General features: G+C 64.3%; 19 protein-coding genes. 10 read left to right on the top strand and 9 right to left on the bottom strand.

Annotation, left to right across the window (positions count from 1 at the left end; translation table 11 throughout):
* Positions 1–60 precede the first annotated feature (60 nt).
* The gene (locus tag NO932_RS04955; RefSeq protein ID WP_309209986.1) at positions 61–2214 is read right to left on the bottom strand and encodes a FepA family TonB-dependent siderophore receptor; all 2154 of its coding nucleotides are present in this window, start codon (positions 2212–2214) and stop codon (positions 61–63) included.
* A gap of 192 nt (positions 2215–2406) precedes the next feature.
* On the opposite strand from NO932_RS04955, the gene NO932_RS04950 reads away from it, so the two are divergent.
* From NO932_RS04950 to NO932_RS04930, 5 genes are read left to right on the top strand one after another with little or no spacing between them, the layout of a single operon-like run.
* Positions 2407–2823, top strand: a complete 417-nt coding sequence (locus tag NO932_RS04950) for a hypothetical protein (RefSeq protein ID WP_309209985.1) — start codon at positions 2407–2409, stop codon at positions 2821–2823.
* Positions 2824–2825: 2 nt separating this feature from the next.
* Positions 2826–3542, top strand: coding sequence for a MotA/TolQ/ExbB proton channel family protein (locus NO932_RS04945; protein ID WP_309209984.1), 717 nt, complete (start codon positions 2826–2828; stop codon positions 3540–3542).
* A gap of 25 nt (positions 3543–3567) precedes the next feature.
* Entirely contained in the window at positions 3568–3918 is a 351-nt protein-coding gene (locus tag NO932_RS04940) for a biopolymer transporter ExbD (RefSeq protein WP_309209983.1), read from the top strand.
* Positions 3919–3921: 3 nt separating this feature from the next.
* Entirely contained in the window at positions 3922–4308 is a 387-nt protein-coding gene (locus NO932_RS04935; RefSeq protein WP_309209982.1) for a biopolymer transporter ExbD, read from the top strand.
* On the top strand, positions 4308–5285 hold the full coding sequence (locus tag NO932_RS04930; RefSeq protein WP_309209981.1) for a TonB family protein: 978 nt from the start codon (positions 4308–4310) through the stop codon (positions 5283–5285). Before NO932_RS04935 ends, NO932_RS04930 begins: the two co-directional genes overlap by 1 nt.
* On the opposite strand, the gene NO932_RS04925 is transcribed toward NO932_RS04930, so the two are convergent.
* Complete coding sequence (locus NO932_RS04925; protein WP_309209980.1) at positions 5282–5935, bottom strand: glutathione S-transferase family protein; 654 nt, start codon at positions 5933–5935, stop codon at positions 5282–5284. The two genes, NO932_RS04930 and NO932_RS04925, sit on opposite strands and share 4 nt — an antisense overlap.
* Before the next feature lie 157 nt (positions 5936–6092).
* Here NO932_RS04925 and NO932_RS04920 point away from each other — a divergent pair, with 157 nt between their 5' ends.
* On the top strand, positions 6093–7067 hold the full coding sequence (locus tag NO932_RS04920) for an ABC transporter substrate-binding protein (RefSeq protein ID WP_375142848.1): 975 nt from the start codon (positions 6093–6095) through the stop codon (positions 7065–7067).
* Between the two features lie 65 nt (positions 7068–7132).
* Positions 7133–8797, top strand: a complete 1665-nt coding sequence (locus NO932_RS04915; RefSeq protein WP_309209979.1) for an iron ABC transporter permease — start codon at positions 7133–7135, stop codon at positions 8795–8797.
* Here the strand turns inward: NO932_RS04915 and NO932_RS04910 are convergent.
* From NO932_RS04910 to NO932_RS04890, 5 genes are all read right to left on the bottom strand, one after another.
* A complete protein-coding gene (locus tag NO932_RS04910; protein ID WP_309209978.1) occupies positions 8794–9810 on the bottom strand; it encodes an ABC transporter ATP-binding protein in 1017 nt (338 codons plus the stop codon). The two genes, NO932_RS04915 and NO932_RS04910, sit on opposite strands and share 4 nt — an antisense overlap.
* A 71-nt stretch (positions 9811–9881) precedes the next feature.
* Complete coding sequence (locus NO932_RS04905; RefSeq protein WP_309209977.1) at positions 9882–10526, bottom strand: redoxin domain-containing protein; 645 nt, start codon at positions 10524–10526, stop codon at positions 9882–9884.
* Positions 10527–10611: 85 nt separating this feature from the next.
* The gene (locus NO932_RS04900) at positions 10612–12834 is read right to left on the bottom strand and encodes a xanthine dehydrogenase family protein molybdopterin-binding subunit (RefSeq protein ID WP_309209976.1); all 2223 of its coding nucleotides are present in this window, start codon (positions 12832–12834) and stop codon (positions 10612–10614) included.
* A 7-nt stretch (positions 12835–12841) separates the two neighbouring features.
* On the bottom strand, positions 12842–13828 hold the full coding sequence (locus NO932_RS04895) for a xanthine dehydrogenase family protein subunit M (RefSeq protein ID WP_309209975.1): 987 nt from the start codon (positions 13826–13828) through the stop codon (positions 12842–12844).
* On the bottom strand, positions 13815–14330 hold the full coding sequence (locus NO932_RS04890; protein WP_309209974.1) for a 2Fe-2S iron-sulfur cluster-binding protein: 516 nt from the start codon (positions 14328–14330) through the stop codon (positions 13815–13817). Before NO932_RS04890 ends, NO932_RS04895 begins: the two co-directional genes overlap by 14 nt.
* A 211-nt stretch (positions 14331–14541) precedes the next feature.
* Between NO932_RS04890 and NO932_RS04885 the strand changes: the two genes are divergently transcribed.
* The 3 genes from NO932_RS04885 to NO932_RS04875 are packed head-to-tail and all read left to right on the top strand — an operon-like array spanning position 14542 to position 19582.
* Entirely contained in the window at positions 14542–15474 is a 933-nt protein-coding gene (locus tag NO932_RS04885) for a glycoside hydrolase family 16 protein (RefSeq protein WP_309209973.1), read from the top strand.
* Positions 15471–17708: a lipopolysaccharide biosynthesis protein gene (locus tag NO932_RS04880; RefSeq protein WP_309209972.1), complete on the top strand. Its 2238-nt coding sequence runs from the start codon at positions 15471–15473 to the stop codon at positions 17706–17708. The genes NO932_RS04885 and NO932_RS04880 overlap by 4 nt, the downstream gene beginning before the upstream one ends.
* On the top strand, positions 17705–19582 hold the full coding sequence (locus NO932_RS04875) for a hypothetical protein (protein ID WP_309209971.1): 1878 nt from the start codon (positions 17705–17707) through the stop codon (positions 19580–19582). Before NO932_RS04880 ends, NO932_RS04875 begins: the two co-directional genes overlap by 4 nt.
* A 3-nt stretch (positions 19583–19585) precedes the next feature.
* Here NO932_RS04875 and NO932_RS04870 read toward each other — a convergent pair whose 3' ends face one another.
* The gene (locus tag NO932_RS04870) at positions 19586–19900 is read right to left on the bottom strand and encodes a hypothetical protein (protein ID WP_309209970.1); all 315 of its coding nucleotides are present in this window, start codon (positions 19898–19900) and stop codon (positions 19586–19588) included.
* 36 nt (positions 19901–19936) lie between these two features.
* Positions 19937–20794 carry a polysaccharide deacetylase family protein gene (locus NO932_RS04865; RefSeq protein ID WP_309209969.1) on the bottom strand — a complete coding sequence of 286 codons (858 nt, stop codon included), beginning with the start codon at positions 20792–20794 and terminating at the stop codon, positions 19937–19939.
* Positions 20795–20802 lie beyond the last annotated feature (8 nt).

Genomic DNA, 20802 nt, shown 5'->3' with positions numbered 1-20802 from the left:
GCGGAGAAATCCCCCGCTCCCAAGGCTGGGAACGGGGGGCTTTGGAGGTTCGTAAGCGGCCTAGAACGATCCGGTCAGGCCCACATAGAAGGAGCGGCCAGGTTCGTTGAAGGTGTTGGCACCTTCTCCAGTGCGGTAGAGCTGGGTGTGGAACAGATTGTTCACCCCGGCGGTGAGGCGGGCGTTGTCGTTGATCTGGTAGTCGAGCGCGAAATTGACGACGCCATAGGGATCGCGGCCGATCTGCTCTTCCTCGGGAATGGGATCGTTGTTGTGGTCGACCGTACGGGGCTGGATCTCCCCATAATAGGTGCCCGACAGCGTGAGCCCCAGATTCTCCATGGCTTCCCAGCGTAGCGAGCTGTTGATGGTGTAATCGGGGATGAGCGAGAGCGGCTGGTCGTATTCGTGCTCACGCGATTCGAGCATGGCGGTGAAGTTGGTCGACCAGCTCACCGTCTCGTGCAGGGGAACGACGAGGTTGCCTTCAAGCCCCCGGACGGTGGCCGAGCCGGAATTGCCCCAGCGGAACAAGCTGCCCGGATAGGAAGGGTCGTCGACGTAGACGGCTTCGATACGGTTGTCGAACTCGTTATGGAAATAGGTGAGGCTCGCCTGCCAGCCATCGACATTGGCGTAGGCCACGCCGACTTCCATGTTGAGCGAGTGTTCCGGCTCGAGATCGGGATTGCCGAACACGTCGCAGGGGCCCGAGAAGCCGGTGGGGCACCCCCTGCCCCGGGTCGACCAGGCATAGAGCGGGTTGAGCTGGTAGACGGTGGGCGCCTTGAAGGCCCTGGCGATGCCGGCCTTGACGGTGATTTCGTCGGTCATGGCGTAGGAGACATTGAGGCTGGGCGAATAGTTGGTGCCGAAGCTGTCATGGACGTCCAGGCGCAGGCCGGGGGTAACGGTCAACTGGTCGGTGACCAGGATGTTGTCTTCGACATAGAGGCCGAGCATGTGGGCTTCCTGGTAGCGGCCTTCGAAATCCTCGATCGTGCCGTCGGCAAGCTCGGTATAGGATTCGAGGAATTCGCCGCGATATTCGGCGCCCAGCGTTATGGTCTGGTCGCGCAGGACAAAGAGCGGAATGTCCCATTCGGTCTTGGCGATGATGTTGTCGAGGATACCGACGCGGTAATCTTCCTCCGTGTTGATGGCGCCCTCGCCCCCGCCCGCGGTTCCTTCGCTGAGGCGCCGGTTGAAGGTGTTTTCCCACTGGATGAAGCTTTCGGACACGCCGAAATCATAGGTGCCCGAATGGGTCAGCGCGACCGAGGTGCGCTCCATTGTGTTCGTTTCGGCTCCGTCTTCGGCCAGGGCGTCGGTGAGATCCGTGGGGCTGCTTAAAAGCGTATCACCGGCAAAGATGTTTGACTGGCGACTCCAGGAAACGTCGAGATCGACGCTGTGATTGGCATCGAGCTGGGCGCTCCAGAGGGCACCGAAATCATAGGTCACGACGCCTTCGCGGCCAGCCGGAGCGTCTTCGTCCTCGGCGGCCTCCTCGTTGATGTCGGGAGAATCGGGATCGGTCCAGCTCGCCCCGGCGGTCAGCCGGTAAGACAGCATGTCATTGACCGGGCCGGCCAGCAGCGCGTTGACGCGGCGCGAGCCGCCTTCATCGGAATCCTCGGGGATCTGCAGGAAAGTGGAGACCTGCATGGCCAATTGCTCGGGCTGGCGGGTGATGATGTTGACCACGCCGCCGGCCGCGCCCGAACCGTAGCGGGCGGCGGCGGGGCCGCGAATGACCTCGATGCGCTCGATGAGTTCGGGCGGAATCCAGCCGGCATCGCCACGCGTGTCGCGCTCGCCTCGGCGGCCGGGGCGGACGGCGTTGCGCGAAAGGACGGGACGGCCATCGATGAGGATCAGGGTGTTTTCCGGCCCCATGCCGCGCAGGTCTATCTGGCGCTGATTGCCGCGCTGGCCGGTGGAGGTGTTTCCGCTCAGATTGACACCGGGCATGGTGCGGACGATTTCGGAAATGTCGCGGGCCACGGGCCGGTTGAGCAGGTCTTCGGAGGTGATGTTGGACACGCCCAGGGCCTGGCGCAACTCATCGGAAGCGGCCTGGACGACCAGCATGTCGAGAATGGTTCCCTCATCGAGAAGAATGTCCTGCTGCTCTTGCGCATAGGCGGGGAGAGCCGAGACCAGCACGAGGGCCGTGAGGCACCCGCCCAGCGTGACAGAGTGTGTTTTCATTGCAGCAACATCCAGTCGGTTTTGTGTCGCCGAAGTTGCTATTTAATTCTGACTTCAAGAGTCAACAAATTTTTTGTCGCAAGTTATCAATGGCTTGCTCTTGACACATTGTCGCGTTGAGTTTTTATGAACAAAAGAGTCATGTTTTGGATCGCCTTCCGAATCCATCGAACGGCACAAGGAATGAACGCAATGAACAGAAGCTGTCTGGCGTTGGCTGTGGCCGCGCTCGCGGCGATGGCCGCGCCGGTTCAGGCGCAAACGGGAACCCTGTCCCTGGACCTCAACGCCACCGAAGCCGCCGAGAACGGATGCCGCGCCACCTTCGTCGGTCAGAACGGGCTCGATGCACCGATCGAAAGGCTGAGCTTCGAGGTCGTGCTGTTTGACGGCCAAGGGCTGGTCACGCGCATGCTGGCGCTCGATTTCGGGGAGATGGCGACCGGACGCACCAAGGTGCTGCAATTCACCCTGCCGGGCGAGGGCTGCCAGGATATCGGGCGGGTGCTGATCAACGATGTCGCGGCTTGCGAGGGCCCCGAGGACGCTTCGATCTGCCTTGATGCACTCACGACCGAAAGCCGCTCGGGCATCACGTTCGGACTTTGACCATGGAAAACCAACTCAACGACGCCATCGATGCCATCTGGGGCATTCTCGCACTCGGCGGGCCGGTGGTCGCGCTGCTGCTGGCGCTATCGGTCTTCGCGGTGGCGCTGATCGCGCTCAAACTGTTCCAGTTCTGGCGGCGCGGCCTGGGCCGGCTCGGGCGCGCGGAAAACGCAGTCACGCTCTGGCGGGCCGGGCGGCATGGGGATGCGCTGGCGGCTTGCGCGGACTCGCGCTCGATCATTTCGCGCTCGCTCGAAGCGGGCATGACCGCCAAGCTCGATGGCGCCGACGCGCAAACCGTCGAGAGCGAAGCCACCCGCGTGGCGGGGCGCGAACTGCACGACCTGCAAAAGGGCTTCCGCACGCTCGACGCGATCGCGCAGATTTCGCCGCTGCTGGGGCTGTTCGGCACGGTGCTGGGCATGATCGAGGCGTTTCAGGCCATGCAATCGGCAGGCGCGGCGGTCGACCCGTCGGTTCTGGCCGGCGGCATCTGGGTAGCGCTTCTGACCACGGCCGTGGGGCTTGCGGTGGCCATGCCGGTCTCGATCGTCCTCACCATGCTCGAAACGCGGGTGGACAATGAGCGGGCGGCATTGGAAGACCTCGTCACCCAATGGCTGAACGAGATTGCCGAAACCGGTTCGGTGACGGTTGCCGCGCTTCATGCCGAGGGCCGTGCGGGGGCACCAGCCAAGCTCGCCCATGCGCATTGAACGCGGAGTCGGCAGGCGCAGGCCATTGTCGCTGACCTCGCTCATCGACGTCATTTTCCTGCTGCTGCTGTTTTTCATGCTCAGCTCGACCTTTTCGCGCTTTTCGGAAATCGAGCTGCAGGGCGGGCGCGCCGGGGCATCGGCCAGTGCGGCGGCGCCGGGCATCCTGGTACGGATCGATGAGGCCGGAGGCTGGAACATCAACGGCGAGGCGACCGCGCCCGGCGAAGTCGAGGCGCGGCTGAAGCGATTTGCGGGGCTGGGCGCCGAAGCCATCACCCTGTTGCCCCGGAGCGGGGTTTCCACCCAGCAGCTCGTCGATGCGCTGGAGCATCTGCGGCGGGTGACCGCCCTGCCGGTCAATATTGCACGCTGAGCCATGAAAATCAGTCAACCCAAGCGCCCCACCGAGCGCGAAAGCACCATACCGCTGATCAACGTGGTGTTTTTGATGCTGATCTTCTTTCTGGTGGCGGGAACCGTCGCGCCGCCGATGGATGGGGATGTGAACCTTTCGACCACCGAGGAAGCGCCGCAATCGCCGCCCACCGCTGCGCTTTATGCCGATGCCGAGGGGGCGCTGACGTGGAACGGCGCGGCGATTTCGGCCGAGGCTTTCGCGCAAAACCACGGGCCGGCTGAAGGCGAGCCGGTGCGGCTGGGCGCCGATCGCGATTTGCCGGCAGAGATGCTGATCGACCTGCTCGGGGAGTTGCGGGCGCTGGGGCTTGCCGATGTGGTGCTCGTTACCGAGAGGGCGCAATAGTGTCGATCCGCGCCTGGACAATCGCCATCGTCTTTTCGGTTCTGGTGCATCTTGCGCTGCTGTTTGCGCTGACCAGCCGGACCGGGGAAATCGAAATCGCAGGAGGAGCGATGGGAGATGCCGCCGTGCTGGGGAACGCGTTCGAGACGGCGATGTCGGCGGGTGGGCCGGAGGCGGTGCTGACGGCGGAGACCGAGGAGGTCGTGGACGAACTGACGCCCGAGCCCGTGACCGCCCCGGCGCCTATCGAGCCGGTCGAAGCGCTTGAGCCGGCCGAAACGGAAATGGCCGAGGGACTGCCCGCAGAAGCGGTGGAGCCCGATATGGTGGTGGTGGCGCTCGAGAGCGAGACGGCAGAGCCGGTCGCACCGGAAGAGGTCGAGGTTCAAGCCATCGAGCCGGAGATGGTCGAGGCGCTGGAGCCGGAAACACTGACCGCCGAGCTTTCCGAACCGGTTGAGGCGAGGGAAACCGAAGTCCTCGAGCCCGAAACCGCCGTCGAGGCCCCGCCCACGCCGCCGCAGCGGCCCGAGGGGCTGGTTGCCCCGCCGCGCCCGCAGCCCCAGCCCCAGCCGCCTTCTTCGGCGGGCAATGGCGGGACGGAACAGGCGGACACCACGCAAGGCGCGGCGCAGGGCAGCCAGACGGGCACCTCCACAGCGACAGGCGGGGGAACAGCGAGCCAAGCCGGGAACGCCGCCGTTTCCAACTACCCCGGACAGGTGGCTTCCGCACTCTCGCGTGCGTTCCGCTACCCGCCCAATGGGCGCGGAGCGACGGGGGAAGCAATTGTCCGGTTCACCGTGCTGGCCAACGGACAGGTGGCGGGTGCTACCGTGGTGCGGAGCACCGGGAATGCCGTACTGGATCAGGCGGCGCTGGCGACGGTGAGCCGCGCGGCGCCCTTCCCGCCCATTCCGCCGGCGGCGGGACGGAGCGAGTGGACCTTTACGCTGCCGCTTGGGTTCGTGCGCTAGTCCTTCCGGGCGGCCCTTGCTACTGCCGCCTGGGCCTCGAAGGCACGTTGGAAGGCGGGGCGGGCTTCGCCGCGCGCGACATAGGCGAAAAGGTTCGGGAACTCCTCGAGGAGCCCCGAGCCGTTCAGGCGGCGCAGCACCATGACCATCATCAGATCGCCGGCGCTGAACGTGCCTTCGAGCCATTCGGCGTCCCCCAGCCGGGCGGAAAAATCGGCAAGGCGAATGCGGACGCGATCATCGAGGAAGGCGAGGCGTTCCGCGTTGAACCAACTCTGGCCGCGTTCGACATAAGGCGCCTGTTCGCGCTCGACGATGGGCGGTTCGACCGTGTTGAGGGCGCAGAACAGCCAGGCGACGGCGCGGGCCTGGGCGTTTGCGTCGTCCGGCAGCAGGCCGGGGTGGTTGCGGGCGATGTGGAGGACGATGGCGCCGGATTCGAAGAGGGTCAGATCGCCGTCCTGGTAGGTCGGGATCTGGCCGAAGGGCTGGAGGGAGCGGTGCGGCGATTGCTTGAGCGCCTCGAAAGAGACGAGGCGCACATCATAGGGCTGGCCCACTTCCTCGAGCGCCCAGCGGACGCGCATATCGCGGGCGTGGCCCTGGCCGCCGTCGGGCGAGTTTTCAAACGCGGTGATGGTGGGGACCATGACGGAGGCTCCGGGGTTGAGGGTACATCATATCCCGAGGACGCACGGGGTGCGCCGCTCCCGACAAGGGTGTCATCGCATCGTTACCGAGGGGGGCTAAACGCCGCCCATCGGCGCCGTACCCGACTCAAGCGGTGCCATTTTGCTGGAGACAGATATGCGCGCAATCATCACCGCCGGCCTGATGCTGGCGACCGCCCTTACCCCCGCCATGGCTCAGGAAGGCCGCCTGGTTCTCTATACCAGCCAGCCCCAGACCGACGCGCAGCAGACCGCTGACGCGTTCATGGAGCAATACCCCGACATCACCGTCGAGTGGGTGCGCGACGGAACCACCCAGATCATGGCGCGCTTCCGCTCGGAACTGGAAGCGGGAACGCCGCAGGCCGACGTGCTGCTGATCGCGGACGTCGTGACCATGGAAGGGCTCAAGGCCGAGGGCCTGCTGCTCAACTACCCCGAAGCCGATGTCAGCGCCTATCCCGAAGGGCTGCATGACGAAGACGGCGCCTATTTCTCGACCAAGCTGATCACCACCGGCATCGTCTACAACACCGCCGCCACCATGATCCCGGAAAGCTGGTACGACCTGACCAAGCCCGAAGCGCAGGGCCAGATCGCCATGCCGAGCCCGCTGACCTCGGGCGCGGCGCTGATCCACACGGTGACGCTCACTGAGAACCTGCCCGAAGGCTGGGACTTTTACACGGCGCTCGCCGAGAACGGCGCCCAGGCTTCGGGCGGCAATGGCGGCGTGCTGACGGCGGTGTCGGGCGGCGAAAAGCTCTATGGCATGATCGTCGACTACATGCCGATCCGTGAAGCGGCCAATGGTGCGCCGGTGGAATTCGTGTTCCCCACCGAAGGCGTTTCGGCGGTGACCGAGCCGGCGGCGATCCTGGCGTCCTCGCAGAACCAGGAAAACGCCAAGCTGTTCATCGACTTCCTGCTTTCCGAAGAAGGCCAGGAACTGGCGGTGAGCCAGGGCTACATCCCGGCTAGGGACGGCATGGCGCTGCCCGAGGGCTATCCGGACCGTTCGGAAATCAACGTGCTGAACTATGACGCGGCCAATGCTTTGGCCAACGAACAGGCCAACCGCGACCGCTTCGGCGAAATCTTCGGCCAGTAAGCCGGTTGGACCTGCCGCTGACACATAGAGCTGCCCGGCCGGCAACGGCCGGGCGCATTGCCGGGGTGGCGCGGTTCGCGCCCGTCGCGCTCGCCATCGTGGCCGTCGGGGTTCTGGCGGCGCTGCCGCTGGGGCGGCTGATGGCGACGGCGCTGGTGGGGAATGCGGGGCTCGATTTCGCCCCGCTGATCGAGCGGCTGATGCGCGGCTCGACCCAGCGCGCCATGTTCAACACCCTCGATACCGCCGTGATGGGGGCCATTCTGGCGCTGCTGATCGGCACGCCGTTCGCGTTTTTCGTGGCGCTCACCGATGTGCCGTTCCGGCGGCTGCAAGGCTTCATGCTGCTGCTACCGCTGATGATCGCGCCGCAGGTCACGGCGCTGGCCTATATGCAGCTTCTGGGCCCGTCGAGCGCGCTGCTGGGAACGCTCGGGCTGGCGCCGGCGCCGGGAACGCCCAATCCGCTGCTGGGGCGCGGTGGGATCATCCTGCTTTACGGCATCCAGCATGCGCCCATCGTCTTCATCACCCTGCGGGCCGGGCTGACCGCCCTGCCCCGCGACTATTTCGAGGCGGCGCGGGCGGCGGGGGCCGGGCCCTGGCGTGTGCTGGCAACAGTGACGCTGCCGCTGATGCGCCCCTATTTCATCGCCGCGCTGGCGCTGGCTTTCGTTTCAGGCGTGGGCAATTTCGGCATCCCCGCTTTCCTGGGCCTGCCGGTCAACTATCTGACACTGGCGACGCTGATCTACCAGCAATTGGCCAGCAACGGGCCGACGGTTCTGGCCCAGACCGCCATGCTGTCGCTGCTGATCGCCGCGATCGCCATCGTGGGGATCGCCATTCAATCGCTGGCGCAAAAGCGCGAGAGCTTTGCCATCACGCGCGGCGCGCCGCTGCGGTTGAGCCTTGGCGGGTGGCGGTGGCCGGTCGCAGGTATCGGCCTGCTGCTGATCGGGGTGATGCTGGTACTGCCGATGCTGGCGCTGCTGACCACCTCGCTGGTGCCCACCTATGGGGTTCGGCTGAGCTTCGATACGATAACGCTGGACAATTATGTGGAGGTGCTGGCGCGGCAGGCCTCCACGATCCGGGCATTCACCAATTCGTTCTACCTTTCGGGACTCGCGGCGCTGATCCTGGCGCTGCTTGCCGTGCCGGTGGCGCTGGGATTGCGCGGCATACCGATGCGGACGCGGCAGGCGCTGCACGGGCTGCTCGACCTGCCTTATGCGCTGCCGGGGATCGTGCTGGCCATCGCCTGCATCCTGTTGTTCCTGCGGCCGCTGCCGCTGATCGGCAGCCTCTACAACACGCCCTGGATCATTCTCGTTGCCTATCTGATGCGCTTTGCGGCGCTGGCGGTGCGGCCCGTCGATGCGGCGCTGGGGCAGATACCGCCGCAATTGGGAGAAGCTGCCGCGGCGGCGGGGGCCGGCGGGATGCGGCGGCTTCTGACCATCACCCTGCCGCTGGCGGCTCCGGCGGCGACCGCCGGAGCGCTGCTGGTGTTCATGAGCGCCTTCAACGAGCTGACAGTTTCGGCATTGCTCTGGTCGAGCCGCAACGAGACGCTGGGCGTGATCCTGTTTTCGCTCGATGAGGCCGGGCTTTCGGCGCAGGCCTCGGCCGTGGCGGTGGTTACCATCGCCGTGGTGGTGATGCTGCTTTTGGCCCTGGATCGGCTGGCGCCGCGCCTGCCGGCCGGAGTGCTGCCCTGGCGTTAGGTGGGAACCACCCAGGCGTCGGAAATCGAGAGCCTGGCGACAGTGCTGGGATCGAGGCGCTCGGGGAGGTCGGCGACGATCCTGTCGCCTGAGCCCAGAACGAGCGTCGTCTCGTAGTTGGCGCCGGTGAAGCGGACGCGCTGGACGGTGGCGGCGAGGCCGGAATCGGCCAGGTGCACGGCCTCGGGACGGATTAGCAGCCTGGCCGGGCCGTTGCCGCCGCCGCGCACAGGAATGGTGGCGTCGCCGATGCGGGCGAGGTCGTCGCGCAATTGGGCATCAACGAGGGTGCCGCGCCCCACGAAGCTGGCGACCATGGCGCTGGCCGGGCGAGCATAGATTTCCTGAGGTGAGCCGATTTGCTGCACCCTGCCCCGGTCGAGCACCACTATGGTATCGGCCAGGGCCAGGGCCTCGGACTGGTCGTGGGTGACAAAGACGATGGTGGCGCCGGTGCGCTGGTGGATATCGGCAAAGATATCGAGCATGGCGGCGCGCAAATGCACGTCGAGATTGGCCAACGGCTCATCGAGCAGGATGATGCTCGTGCCCGTCACCAGGCAGCGCGCCAGGGCGACGCGCTGGCGCTGGCCGCCCGAAAGCGCATCGACGCTGCGGCCGGCATAGCCATCGAGCGCGACCATGGAGAGGGCATCGGCGACGCGGCTTTCGATTTCGGCGCGGCCCAGCCCACGGCCCTTGAGCGGATAGGCGACATTGGCCGCGACATCCATGTGCGGCCAGAGGGCATAGGACTGAAAGACGATGCCCAGATTGCGCTTTTCGGGCGGGACCATGGTGGACTGGTCGGCCATGGTGACACCGTCGAACCCGACGCTGCCGGCGGTCGGCTGCTCAAAGCCGGCGATGAGGCGCAAAAGCGTGGTCTTGCCGCACCCCGAGGGACCGAGAAGCGCGGTGAAGGATCGGCTGGGAAGATTGAGCGTGACGTCCTTTACCGCAGCGGCATCGCCGAACGTCTTGCTCAGATTGTGAAGGAAAATCGAAGTCATGGCGCCCCATACGGAGCGGACATGACAATATCGAGACAATGGGGCGGGCTATGCTTCCCCTCTGTCCTGCCTTATTCTTCCTCGGCCGGGCCGGCGTATTGGTCGGTGGCGCCGGCCATTTGGAGCATCAGGGTTTCCATGGAAATCGAGGTCGGCCCGTAGGGGTAGAAATCGGACTTGTCGCCCTTTTCCCATTTCTCCCGCAGTTCGGGTTGCGTGATGTCCCAATCGGCATAGGTGTTTTTGGCCAGTTCGCGCAGGTCGGCGTGGAGTTCGGCCATGGCGGGGCGGCCCCAGTAGTAGTAGCCGTTATAGATCTTGAAGACCTCGAGGTTGCGGCCCAGGACGATGGTGTGGGGGATCATCACGTCATAGGAGGTATCGGTGTATTCCTTGATGTCGAGATCCTTCTGCACGATCCGCTGCTGGTCGTAGAGGAAGGGCCAGGGTGCGGCGGTCTGCTGGCGGTAGTTGTTTGTCGTGTGCCAATCGTCGGTCGTGATGGTGACCAATTGGGTATAGCCAACCACGAACTGGGGGTGGAACCGCACGAGTTCGAGCATGTGCTGGCGGTCCTTGGGGCAGAAGGAGCCGCGGGTGAGGATGACGACCATGAGTTGGTCGCCCTGCAGATCGGAAAGGCGGCGCGGCGTCTTGGTGTGGTCGGGGAGGACGAAATCGGGAAATCGGGCACCGGGCACGACATCGCGTCTCATGGGAGGCTCCTGCGCTTGAGGTGGCTTTCCCGTCAACCGGAGCAGAGCGGCGAACGTTCCCCGGCTCGGGCATGGTGCTCTTGTGTTAACGCGGGCGCGTGCCCTCGCCTTGCGGATCGGGGAGCTTGTCGATCAGCTTATCGAGGGTGATGGGATAGTCCCGGACGCGGATGCGGACGGCGTTGTAGATCGCGTTGGAGATCGCCGCGCCGGCGCCCGAAATCCCCAATTCTCCGATGCCCTTGGCGAGCAGCGGATTGGCTGCATAGTCGCGCTCTTCAAGAAACCTGACCTTGAGCTGGGGCACGTCGGCGTTGACCGGAACATGGTATTCGGCGAGATCGCGATTGGCGATCTGGCCGAAGCGCTTGTCATACATGAGCTCTTCGGTGAGCGCCGCCCCGATGCCGAACACCATGCCGCCGATACATTGGGAGGTGGCGGTTTTTTCGTTGAGGATGCGGCCAGCCGCGAAGGTCGACTCCATGCGCCGCACACGGGTTTCGCCGGTATAGCCATTGACGGCGACCTCGGTGAAATGGGCACCAAACGCGGCCTGGACGAACGCCTTGCCGGTTTCTCCCGGCTCGATGATCCCCATGGCCTCGAGCGGAGTTGCGGCCAATTCGCCCAAGGGATGGGAGACGTTGCCCGAACGCGCCATGCCGTCCGAGAGCACCAGGCTCTCGGGCGTGCAGCCGAGCTTTCCGGCGATGGTCTGGCGCAGTTTTTCGCAGGCGAGATAGACCGCAGAGCCCGAACTTGCGGCGCCGACGCTGCCGCCTGAACCGGGGGCGGGCGGAAGGGCTGTGTCGCCCAGATGGACGTCGACCTTGTCGACGTCCAGGCCCAGAAGTTCGGCGGCAATCTGGGCGAGGATGGTGTAGGACCCCGTTCCGATATCGGTCATGTCGGTTTCCACCACCGCCCTGCCCTCGGGCCTCAGGGTCACGCGGGCGCTCGATTTGCGCAATATGTTGGAGCGAGCGGCGGCGGCCATGCCCATGCCGATCCACCATTCGCCCTCGCGCCGGCTCGCCGGCTGGGGATTGCGGGCCGACCAGCCGAATTCGGCGGCGCCGATATCGAGGCATTCGGCAAGCGAGCGGCTGGAATAGGGAATGTCGTTGACCGGGTGGCGATCGGGGATATTGCGCTTGCGCAAGTCGACCGGGTCGAGCCCAAGCTTTTCGGCCAATTCGTCCATGGCGCATTCGAGGGCCAGCATTCCGGCGGCTTCACCGGGCGCCCGCATGGAGGCGGAAAGCACCTGGTCCATGCGCACGATGTAATTGCCGAACCGTCTCGCCTCGCCGCCATAGAGGAATTGCGTGGAAGCGCTGGCGGGCTCGGAGAAATTCTCGCCATCGAGATTGGCTGTCCAGGTTTCGTGGCCTACAGCCGTCAGCTTCCCATTCCGGTCGGCGGCCAGGCGTACGCGTTGTTCGGTGTTGGAGCGGCGGACCGTGGCGTCATAGACCTGCTGGCGGGTCATCACCACCCGCACCGGGCGGCCGAGCTGCCGGGCAGCGAGCGCCGCGGCGACGCTTTCGGCACTGATGCCGAGCTTGGAGCCGAACCCGCCGCCGATGTAATGGGCGATGATCCGCACCTTTTCGGGATCGAGCCCCAGCGCATCGGCAAGCTGCTCGCGGTCGCTGGCCAGCATCTGGTAGGAACCATAGAGGGTGAGGTTATCTCCCTCCCAGAACGCGGTGCTGGCGTGCGGCTCCATGGCGGACGCATTCTGGGACGGCGTGGTCCAGATGCCGTCGATCCTGGCGGGGGCGGCCTCCATCGCGGCTTCGATATCGCCCTGGCTCTGGTCGGTCCCTTCCTTGAGTTCGCCGGTATCGCGCCGGGCGGCGAAATCGAAACGTCCCGGCACTGTCGCGTACTGGACATCGATGGCCAGTGCGCCGTGGCGGGCCGCCTCGAAGCTTTCGGCCACGACCAACGCGATGGGCTGGCCGAAATGGCTGATCTCTCGCACGCCCTGGGCGGGCGCTTCGGTGGCCAGACCCTGGGCCGGGTTGCGCAGAAACGTCTCGAAATCGACGATCACCTTGACCACGCCCGGGAGCTGTTCGGCGGCGGCCGTATCGATCGCGGTCACAGTACCCTTGCCGATCGACGCGCTCACCAGCACGCCATGGAGCATGCCGTCGAACTTGAACTCGGCGGTATAACGTGCCGTGCCGGTGACCTTGAGCGGGCCTTCGATCCGGTCGATCGGGCTTGAGATGATGTTCCGGCCGGTCTTGTCGAGAAGGCTATCGGCGACCGGCGCATCCATTTTGTGCGTCATTTCCATCTCAGCGCCCTCCGCTACAGGCCTGGTCGAGAACGGCGGCGAGCGTCCGTCGCGCCAGAGCGAGCTTGAAGTCGTTCTCGCCGTAACCTCGGGCGTCGGCGAGCAGGGTATCGGCGGCTTGGTCCCATAGCGCATCGGAGGGCGCTTTGCCGCGCAGCAGGTCTTCGATATCGCGGTCGCGCCAGGGCATCGGCGCCAAACCGCCAAAGGCCAGCCGTATGTCACGGATCGTCGTGCCATCGAAATCGACGATGGCGGCAATCGAGGTCAGCGCGAAGGCGTAGGAGGCGCGGTCGCGCACCTTGCGGTAGCTGTGCCGGCCGGGAATGGGCGCCGGGAGCACGACGGCGGTGATGAGGTCGCCCGGCTCGAGCACGGTTTCGATATGCGGGGTATTGCCGGGGAGACGATAGAATTGTTCGAGCGCGATCGTTCTTTGCGTGCCGCCGCCGAGGATTTCGACCTCCGCTTCAAGCGCCATCATGGCGACGGCCATGTCGGAGGGGTGGGTGGCGATGCAGTGTTCGCTTGCGCCCAGGATGGCGTGGATGCGGTTGTGTCCTTCCAGCGCGCCGCAACCGGAACCCGGCTCGCGCTTGTTGCAGGGCATGGCGGGGTTGTAGAAATAATAGCAGCGGGTGCGCTGCAGCAGATTGCCAGCCGTCGTCGCCTTGTTGCGCAATTGGCCCGAGGCACCGGCCAGGAGCGCGCGAGAGAGCACGGGATAATCGCGGCGCACGCGGTGGTCGGCGGCCAGATCCGCATTGGTGACCAGCGCGCCGATGCGCAACCGTCCATCGTCGGCCTCCTCGATGGTGTCGAGGGGCAGACGGGAGATGTCGATCAGCATTTGGGGCGTTTCGATCTCCAGCTTCATCAAATCGAGAAGATTGGTGCCGCCGGCGATGAAGCGGGCGTTGCGGGCATCTCGGGCCAGGCCGGCGGCGGCGCCGATGCTTTCGGCGCGCTGGTAATCAAACGGCATCATCGCGGCTGCCTCCCACTTGGCGAATGGCATCGACGATGTTGGGATAGGCCGAGCAGCGGCAGATATTGCCGCTCATGCGCTCGGAAATCTCCGCTTCGGTCAGCTCGGGATCGGCCAGCAGGTCCTCGCTGACATGGCTGGGCCAGCCCGCTTCGATCTCCCCGAGCATGGCGGTGGCCGAGCAGATCTGGCCCGGCGTGCAATAGCCGCACTGATAGCCGTCATGGGTGACAAAGGCGGCCTGGAGCGGCGACATCGCCTCGGGCGTGCCCAATCCCTCGATGGTGGTGATGTCGTCGCCCTCATGCATCACCGCCAGCGTGAGGCAGGAATTGATGCGGCGGCCATTGACCAGGATGGTGCAGGCGCCGCATTGGCCGTGGTCGCAACCCTTCTTGGTGCCGGTAAGGTCGAGATGGTCGCGAAGGGCGTCTAGAAGGCTGGTGCGCGGATCAAGATCGAGCGCGCGGTCCTGTCCGTTCACGGTGAGGGTAAGAGTCATGTGAGGCCTCGGGAGATGGGTGTTCACTCCCAATGCCTCGACCTTGGCTAACGTTCCTCATCAGATGCAGACTCGCATTCTCGCTGGCGCACTCAATCTTTGGATTTAGTGAGCGCCGGAGTCTGTTTCTTTCCCCGATTGAATATGGTTTACTCCTTATTAAACATAAAACACGTCCGGTAATCATGCTTGCTTGAGGGGCGAAGTTGAAATGCAAAACTTTCCCCTTTTTACGGGCGTTTTGCTGCTGAGCTTTTTGTTTATCGCAAGTTCGTGCACGCCGCTGGCAACGGTCATGCGAACGGGGACGCCTGCGGCGCAAGCGCCCGTAACGGCGGCCAACGTCCCGGCGCAAAGTCCGCCATCGGCGTCTGGAAGCCCCCTGGCCGGGCCGATCAGCGGCGGGACCGGATGGGTCCGGGTGTTCTCCGATGAGTTCGGCACGGGCCGGCTAGACGGCTCAAAATGGACCCATTGCTATTGGTGGGAGGATGGCGGCTGCACCAATCTGGGTAACCAGAACCACCAGTGGTACACAGCCGCCAACATTGCAGGGCGCAACGGCGCACTGGAGTTGACGGCCCGCGAACAATCGGTGCGCGGGATCGATGATCGTATATTTGATTATACTTCGGGAATTATTACGACGGGCCGCTATTACGAGGAGCGCCCCGGCCCGGATCGGTTCTCATTCACCTACGGCTATGTCGAGGTGCGCGCGCACATTCCGGCCGGACAGGGCCTATGGCCGGCCATATGGCTTTTGCCTTCCACGCATCGCTCGCTGCCAGAAATCGACATCATGGAGGTGCTGGGGCACCGTCCCAACGTGGTCGAAATGCACCTTCACTATCAGGACGGCAGCGGGGAGAGACGCAGCGTCAACCGATCCCGCACGGTGAGCGATCTGTCGCAAGGCTACCACGTCTATGGGCTTGAATGGTCTGCGGACGCGATCGTCTGGTATCTCGACGGGGTCGAACTCTGGCGGTTCACCGACGCGTCCGTCATTCCAAGGGAACCAATGTATCTGCTCGTCAACCTGGCCGTCGGGGGCACCTGGCCCGGCGCGCCCGACGAAACCACTCGCTTTCCCGCTCGGTTCCTGATCGACTACGTCCGAATTTGGCAAAGGGGGCAATGATGCCCCGGCCCGGCATTCAGCGCGAAACCGGCGAGAGAGCGCTGCTGACTGCCATATCCGAGCGCCTTTTCCACATGTTTGACGCGGTCATGGCTTCGTCCCTGGCCCGCAATGCCTATGCCCTGATGACGAGCATCGTGGTGACCTCGGCGCTTGGCCTTTTGTTCTGGCTGCTTGCCGGACGCCTGCTCGACCAGGCAGCGGTCGGTATCGGCAGCGTGCTGATCAATACCGCCATGACTATCTCCGTCATCACGCGGCTGAGCCTCAACAATGTCCTGCAGCGCTTTCTACCCGGCACCGGACCGGGTTCCGAGCGCCTGGTGCTCGGAGCCCTGGCCATCGGTGCCATTCCGGGGGCTCTGGCGGGCTTGATATTTGCCCGGACTGCCGGCTGGTTCATCGAGGAGCTCGCACTTCTTTCAGCGTCCTGGGCGCTCTCGGTGTTCTTTGCCGTGATCGTTGCCGCATGGGCTGTTTATTCACTGCTCGAAAGCACCTTGAGCGCGTTGCGGGCCGCGCATTGGGTTCCGGTCTTTTCCATCAGTTCGTCTGCTCTCAAGATCGGCGCGCTGGCCGGCGCATCGCTGTTTGCCGCAAATGGCCTGGGCCTTCTTACCGCCTGGATCATTCCCGTCATCCCGGCGGTCGTCGTGGGGAGCTATCTGGTCTTTGCAAAGCTGCTGCCCAAACGAGCGGCCAAGGGAAGGCCGCTGCCCACGCTCGGGGCGATGGCGCGCTTCTATAGCGTCGACTATCTCGCCGGCCTTGCCCCCACCATCGCCATCGCCGCGGCGCCGCTGATCGTCCTCGACCACGCCGGACCGGAAACCACCGCACAGTATTATATCGGCTGGTTGATCGCATATTCGATCTACATGATGGGGCACTCGATGGGCATATCGCTGCTGGCCGAGAGCGTGGTCGCAGGCGAACGGATCGCATCGCTGGCCGGACAAGCCATCGCCCAGGCGGTGCTCCCGATAACGGTCGTTTCGGTCGCCATCGCTCTACTGGCGCCGGGCCTGATGTCGCTTTTCGGGCCCGGATACCAGGGCCAAGGGACCGTCATCCTTCAGCTTCTGGCGCTCTCGTGCATTCCCTGGACGTTGGAGACGATCTTCCTTGCCGTGGCGCGCGCCAAGGATTGGCTGCCCGCGATGCTGGGCGTGCAGTGGCTGAACCTTGTGCTTGCCCTTTCGCTCGGGCTTTTCCTGGTGCCGGAAATGGGCGGAGCCGGCATGGCAATGGCCTGGCTTCTGGCCCAGACGGCATCGGTTCTCGTTATCCTTGTCGGCATCATCTCGAAATTCGGGTTGAACCGGGCGCTCAACGTGGCGGTCGTCCTCTCGGGCGGGTTGGGTCGGATCGTTCGCGGCATGATCGGCACGCCGAACAGGGTGACCGCTATCGAGGGTAGGGCAAGCGCGGCGCTCGATGGTGAAAAGGAAAATCTCGGCCTGCTTCATTCCGATCCTCGCCTCTCGCGGCTGAAGCACCTGCTTCCGCCTGCGCCGGGATCCGGTTGGCATGCCGGGACGGAACGGTTGACTCTGGCGGATCTGCTCGAACAGGACGATCCGTCTCCCGGCCTGGCGACGGCGGCGCGGGCTATCGGGCGGATTCATGCAGCGACGGCCTCGCTGGAGAGCGTTTCGGTGGCCTGGACGGACTCCTGGATCCGCCGCCCGCTGGCAACGATCCGGCGTCTGGAGCGCCGGCATCGCACTCGAGCCGACATGGCGCTGGCAGCGCTCGAAGCCCATATGCTCGAATTCTGGTCCAGCCGGCAGCTTCATCTGGGTGTCGCCCATTGCAATCTGGTCCCCGAAAGCTTTCTGCTCGAAACCGGCGCATCCGATCGGCCACATGTGTGCAGGATTGTGGGCTGGTCGCATATGCGCCGGGACGCCCCTGCGGGCCTCGACATCTGCCACCTGGCGCTCACGACGCGCATGATGGTCCGCGATCAGGAGCTGGGGCCGGTCGTCCATGATCTTTTGAACGGCGGCGCGTGGTCGGCCGGTGAGCGTGACTGGCTTGCCGCCGGAGGGACGGGCGGGCACTGGCTGCAGCAGGACGACCTCAGGGGCGAGATGGTGCTGCTGGCCTGGATCCATCATTTGGCGCGGAACCTTGATTGTGACGCTGCCTACGCAACCAACCATGCCTGGCGCGCGGTCAACCTCGATTGGCCCCTCCAGCAGGTCAAGCGATACCTGGAGGCACGATGAGCAGCGCTTCTCACGGCCCCTCCCTGCCATTTTCAGGCGCACGGCAAACCTTCGGGTTCAACGACGGGGCCGCATTGGCCGGAACCTTGCTGCCTTGGGCATGCCTGCTGGCGGCGATGGTTCTGTGGGCAATCGGCCTGCCGGAGATTTCGGTGGACGAGATCGGCGGGCTTGGGCTGATAACCGCCCTGTCCTGGACCATGGCCCTATCGGTGGGATTGATCGCGGGCGGGTTCGTGATCGCGCTGGGGGAAAAACCCGGCCGGCGCCTCACGCCGCTGGCCCTGATCCTGATGCTTGTCGTTCTGCTGCACGGAACGCCGGCGCTGGTTTACGACAATTTGCGCTACCCTTGGGCATGGAAGCATCTGGGCGTCATCGAATACATCCAGCGCACCGGCTCGATCGATCCGTGGTCGCGCTATCTTGCCGCCTATCACAATTGGCCGGGATTTTTTCTCGTTTTTGCCGGGCTCGGAAAGCTGTTCGGGCTCGATCCGATCGCCATGTCGCAGATCGGCCGCTTCTTCCCGCTGGGCCTCAATCTGCTCTACGCTTTGGTCCTGCCTTACATCTTTCGGTGCCTGTCAACCGATCTCCGCCTTGTCTGGACGGCAACGGCCATTTTCGTGGTCGGCAATTGGGTCGGGCAGGATTATTTTTCCCCTCAAGGCACGGCGTTTCTGCTGCTGCTCATCGCCCTGGCGCTGTGTCTGGGCCCCCTTGCCGCCATTCCTCCCAGGCCCTCGCCTCACGCGCCGGCCTTGCATTTTGATATGTGGAGGCTGAGGCTTTGGGCAACGCGCCGCATGCCGGTGCTGCCCCGAGCGCTTTCCCCGGCCATGAAAGCGACGGCCATCGGGGTGGTGCTCTCGCTGATCGTTGCCATCGTCGCCAGCCATCAGCTCACGCCAATCCTTTTGATCGCGATGTTGTCAGGGCTTTTCCTGCTCGGTCGCCTTGCTATCGGGTTTGCCCTGTTTGCAATTGCCGCCGAGGTCCTGTGGCTGGTTTTCGTGGCCGATCCGTTCATGGGGCAAATGCTCTCCATGCTTGTCGCCGAGTTCGGAGCGGTCGGCGAGGACACGTTCGGCGCCGTGATCGATTGGAACAGTGTCAGTGAAAGCCAACGCCTGGTATCACTGGCCGGCCGGGCCATCGTCGCCACCATCGGCCTTGCGGCGATCGCCGGTTGCGTCATCCGCTTTCATCGCGGGTATCGGGACGGGATTGCCGCGATGCTGGCCCTGGCGCCATTGCCGCTGGCCATCGCTACGTCATATGGCGGGGAGGTTCTGTTTCGCGTCTATTTCTTCGCCCTGCCGTTCCTGAGTTTTTTCGCCGCTGCACTCGTTTTTCCCGCGCCCAAAAGCCGGTTGCAGCCATTCAAGGCTCTCGCCTTGGCACTGCTGCTGATGGGTGGATCTGCAGCCTTCATTCTCGCCAACAATGGCAAGGACGCTCAGTACCGGTTTTCCGACAGCGAGGTTGCCGCCGCCCGATGGCTCTATGAGACCTCCGAGCCCAATACCCTCTTGATCGAAGGCGCGAGTACCTATCCGAGGCAGCTACAGAACTACGAGAACATGATCTACGTGCCGCTTCCCGAGGAACTGCCAGCCATTGCGGCCGCGCTCAGCTCGGACCCGGCGGGACTTCTGGCAGACTGGCTGCACGATCACGACGGCCCGGCCTATGCCATTTTCACGCGCAGCCAGAACGCCTATTTCGAGGCGATGAACCCGCTGCCCGACTCCGATCTCTCCGATGTGGTGGAGGCGCTTCTCGCCTCGCCCGATGTCGAGATCGCTTTCGTCGGTCCCGACGCCATCGTGTTTCAGCCTTCCACGGAGAGGGCCGCGCCGCCGCGCTGAGGTTTATCGCCTTCCCGGCAGGCGGGCGAGACGTTCGCGGACCATCGAGGCAAACGAGGTGCGTTCCGGCTTGGTGTCGACAAGGGCGACGAGCATTTCTTCCCCACTCCGGTCGCGGCCGTTGGACATGCGCTGGACAAGCCCGTCGATCTCGGACTTCAAACGCGCAAGTTCATCATGCAGTTTCGCTTCGCGCTCATGCGTCTGGGATTGGTCCGGCGCAGCCTTCAATTCGGCGAGTTCGCGCTCGGTCCGCTCCCATGACTGGACCAGCTCCTGCCACTCTTCAAAGACCGCATCATTGAAAATCTTGGCCACGGATCGCCACTTGAGGGTCGTGTCATCGCGATATGGTTATACAGCAGATATCAGATCCGCAAAAGTGTGCGCGTGGGGATGGGTGCAAAGCAGCAATGGAAGGTATGCCGCCGGTCTGGCAAGGCCTTGTATCCGCCGCACCAGGCGCCAGGCGCGGATGGGGAGGCTGTCGCTTGGGGGCGCGTAACCGATTTCCTGCCCGCGCAGCATTCTTTCAAGTGCCGGCTGGTCGATGCGTTCGGTCATGATGATCCTGGCAAGAGCATAGGGATCTTCCTCCCGCCGGCTCAGGGCATGGGCAACCCGGCAGGCGGAAGAAAAGCCCGCCTGGGCGACGATCTCGCGAACCGGCTGCGTGTAATATCCGTGGGGATAGGCGAAACTCCTGGGCATCGAACCCAGCCAATCGCCAAGCAGGTCCCGACTGGTCAGCACTTCGCGGGAAGCGGCCGCGGGATCGAGCAGGTCCAATTGCGGATGAGTATGGCTGTGCGCCCCGCATTCGATGCCTGAACGGGCAAGGGCCTGTATATCGGACTTGGCCAGCATCGGGCGGTCACCTTCCCCGAGCCCGGCAAGCCAGCGGGCGGTTTCACCCACATAGCCGGTGGTGACGAACAGGGTTGCCGGCACCCCCAGCCGCTCGAGAACAGGCACGGCACCGGATAGGAAATCTGCAAGGCCGTCATCGAACGTGACGGCAGCGAGACGATGCCCGTAAAGGCCTCCATTCCGCCTGATATGGGCCAGCTCCCTGATGGTGACAAATCGATAGCCGAGCGAGCGAACGGCCCTGAGCTGGCTTTCCAGCCGATCAGGCGTAACCATCCAGCGCCGATAGCCCGCCGAACAGTCGTTTCCAATGCTGTGGTACATCAGGATCGGGACTGTCACTGATCCTC

The sequence above is a fragment of the Pelagibacterium sp. 26DY04 genome (assembly GCF_031202305.1).
Taxonomy (GTDB): domain Bacteria; phylum Pseudomonadota; class Alphaproteobacteria; order Rhizobiales; family Devosiaceae; genus Pelagibacterium.
Note: the sequence above shows the minus strand (reverse complement) of the source record. Positions and strands in the feature narration are given on the sequence as shown.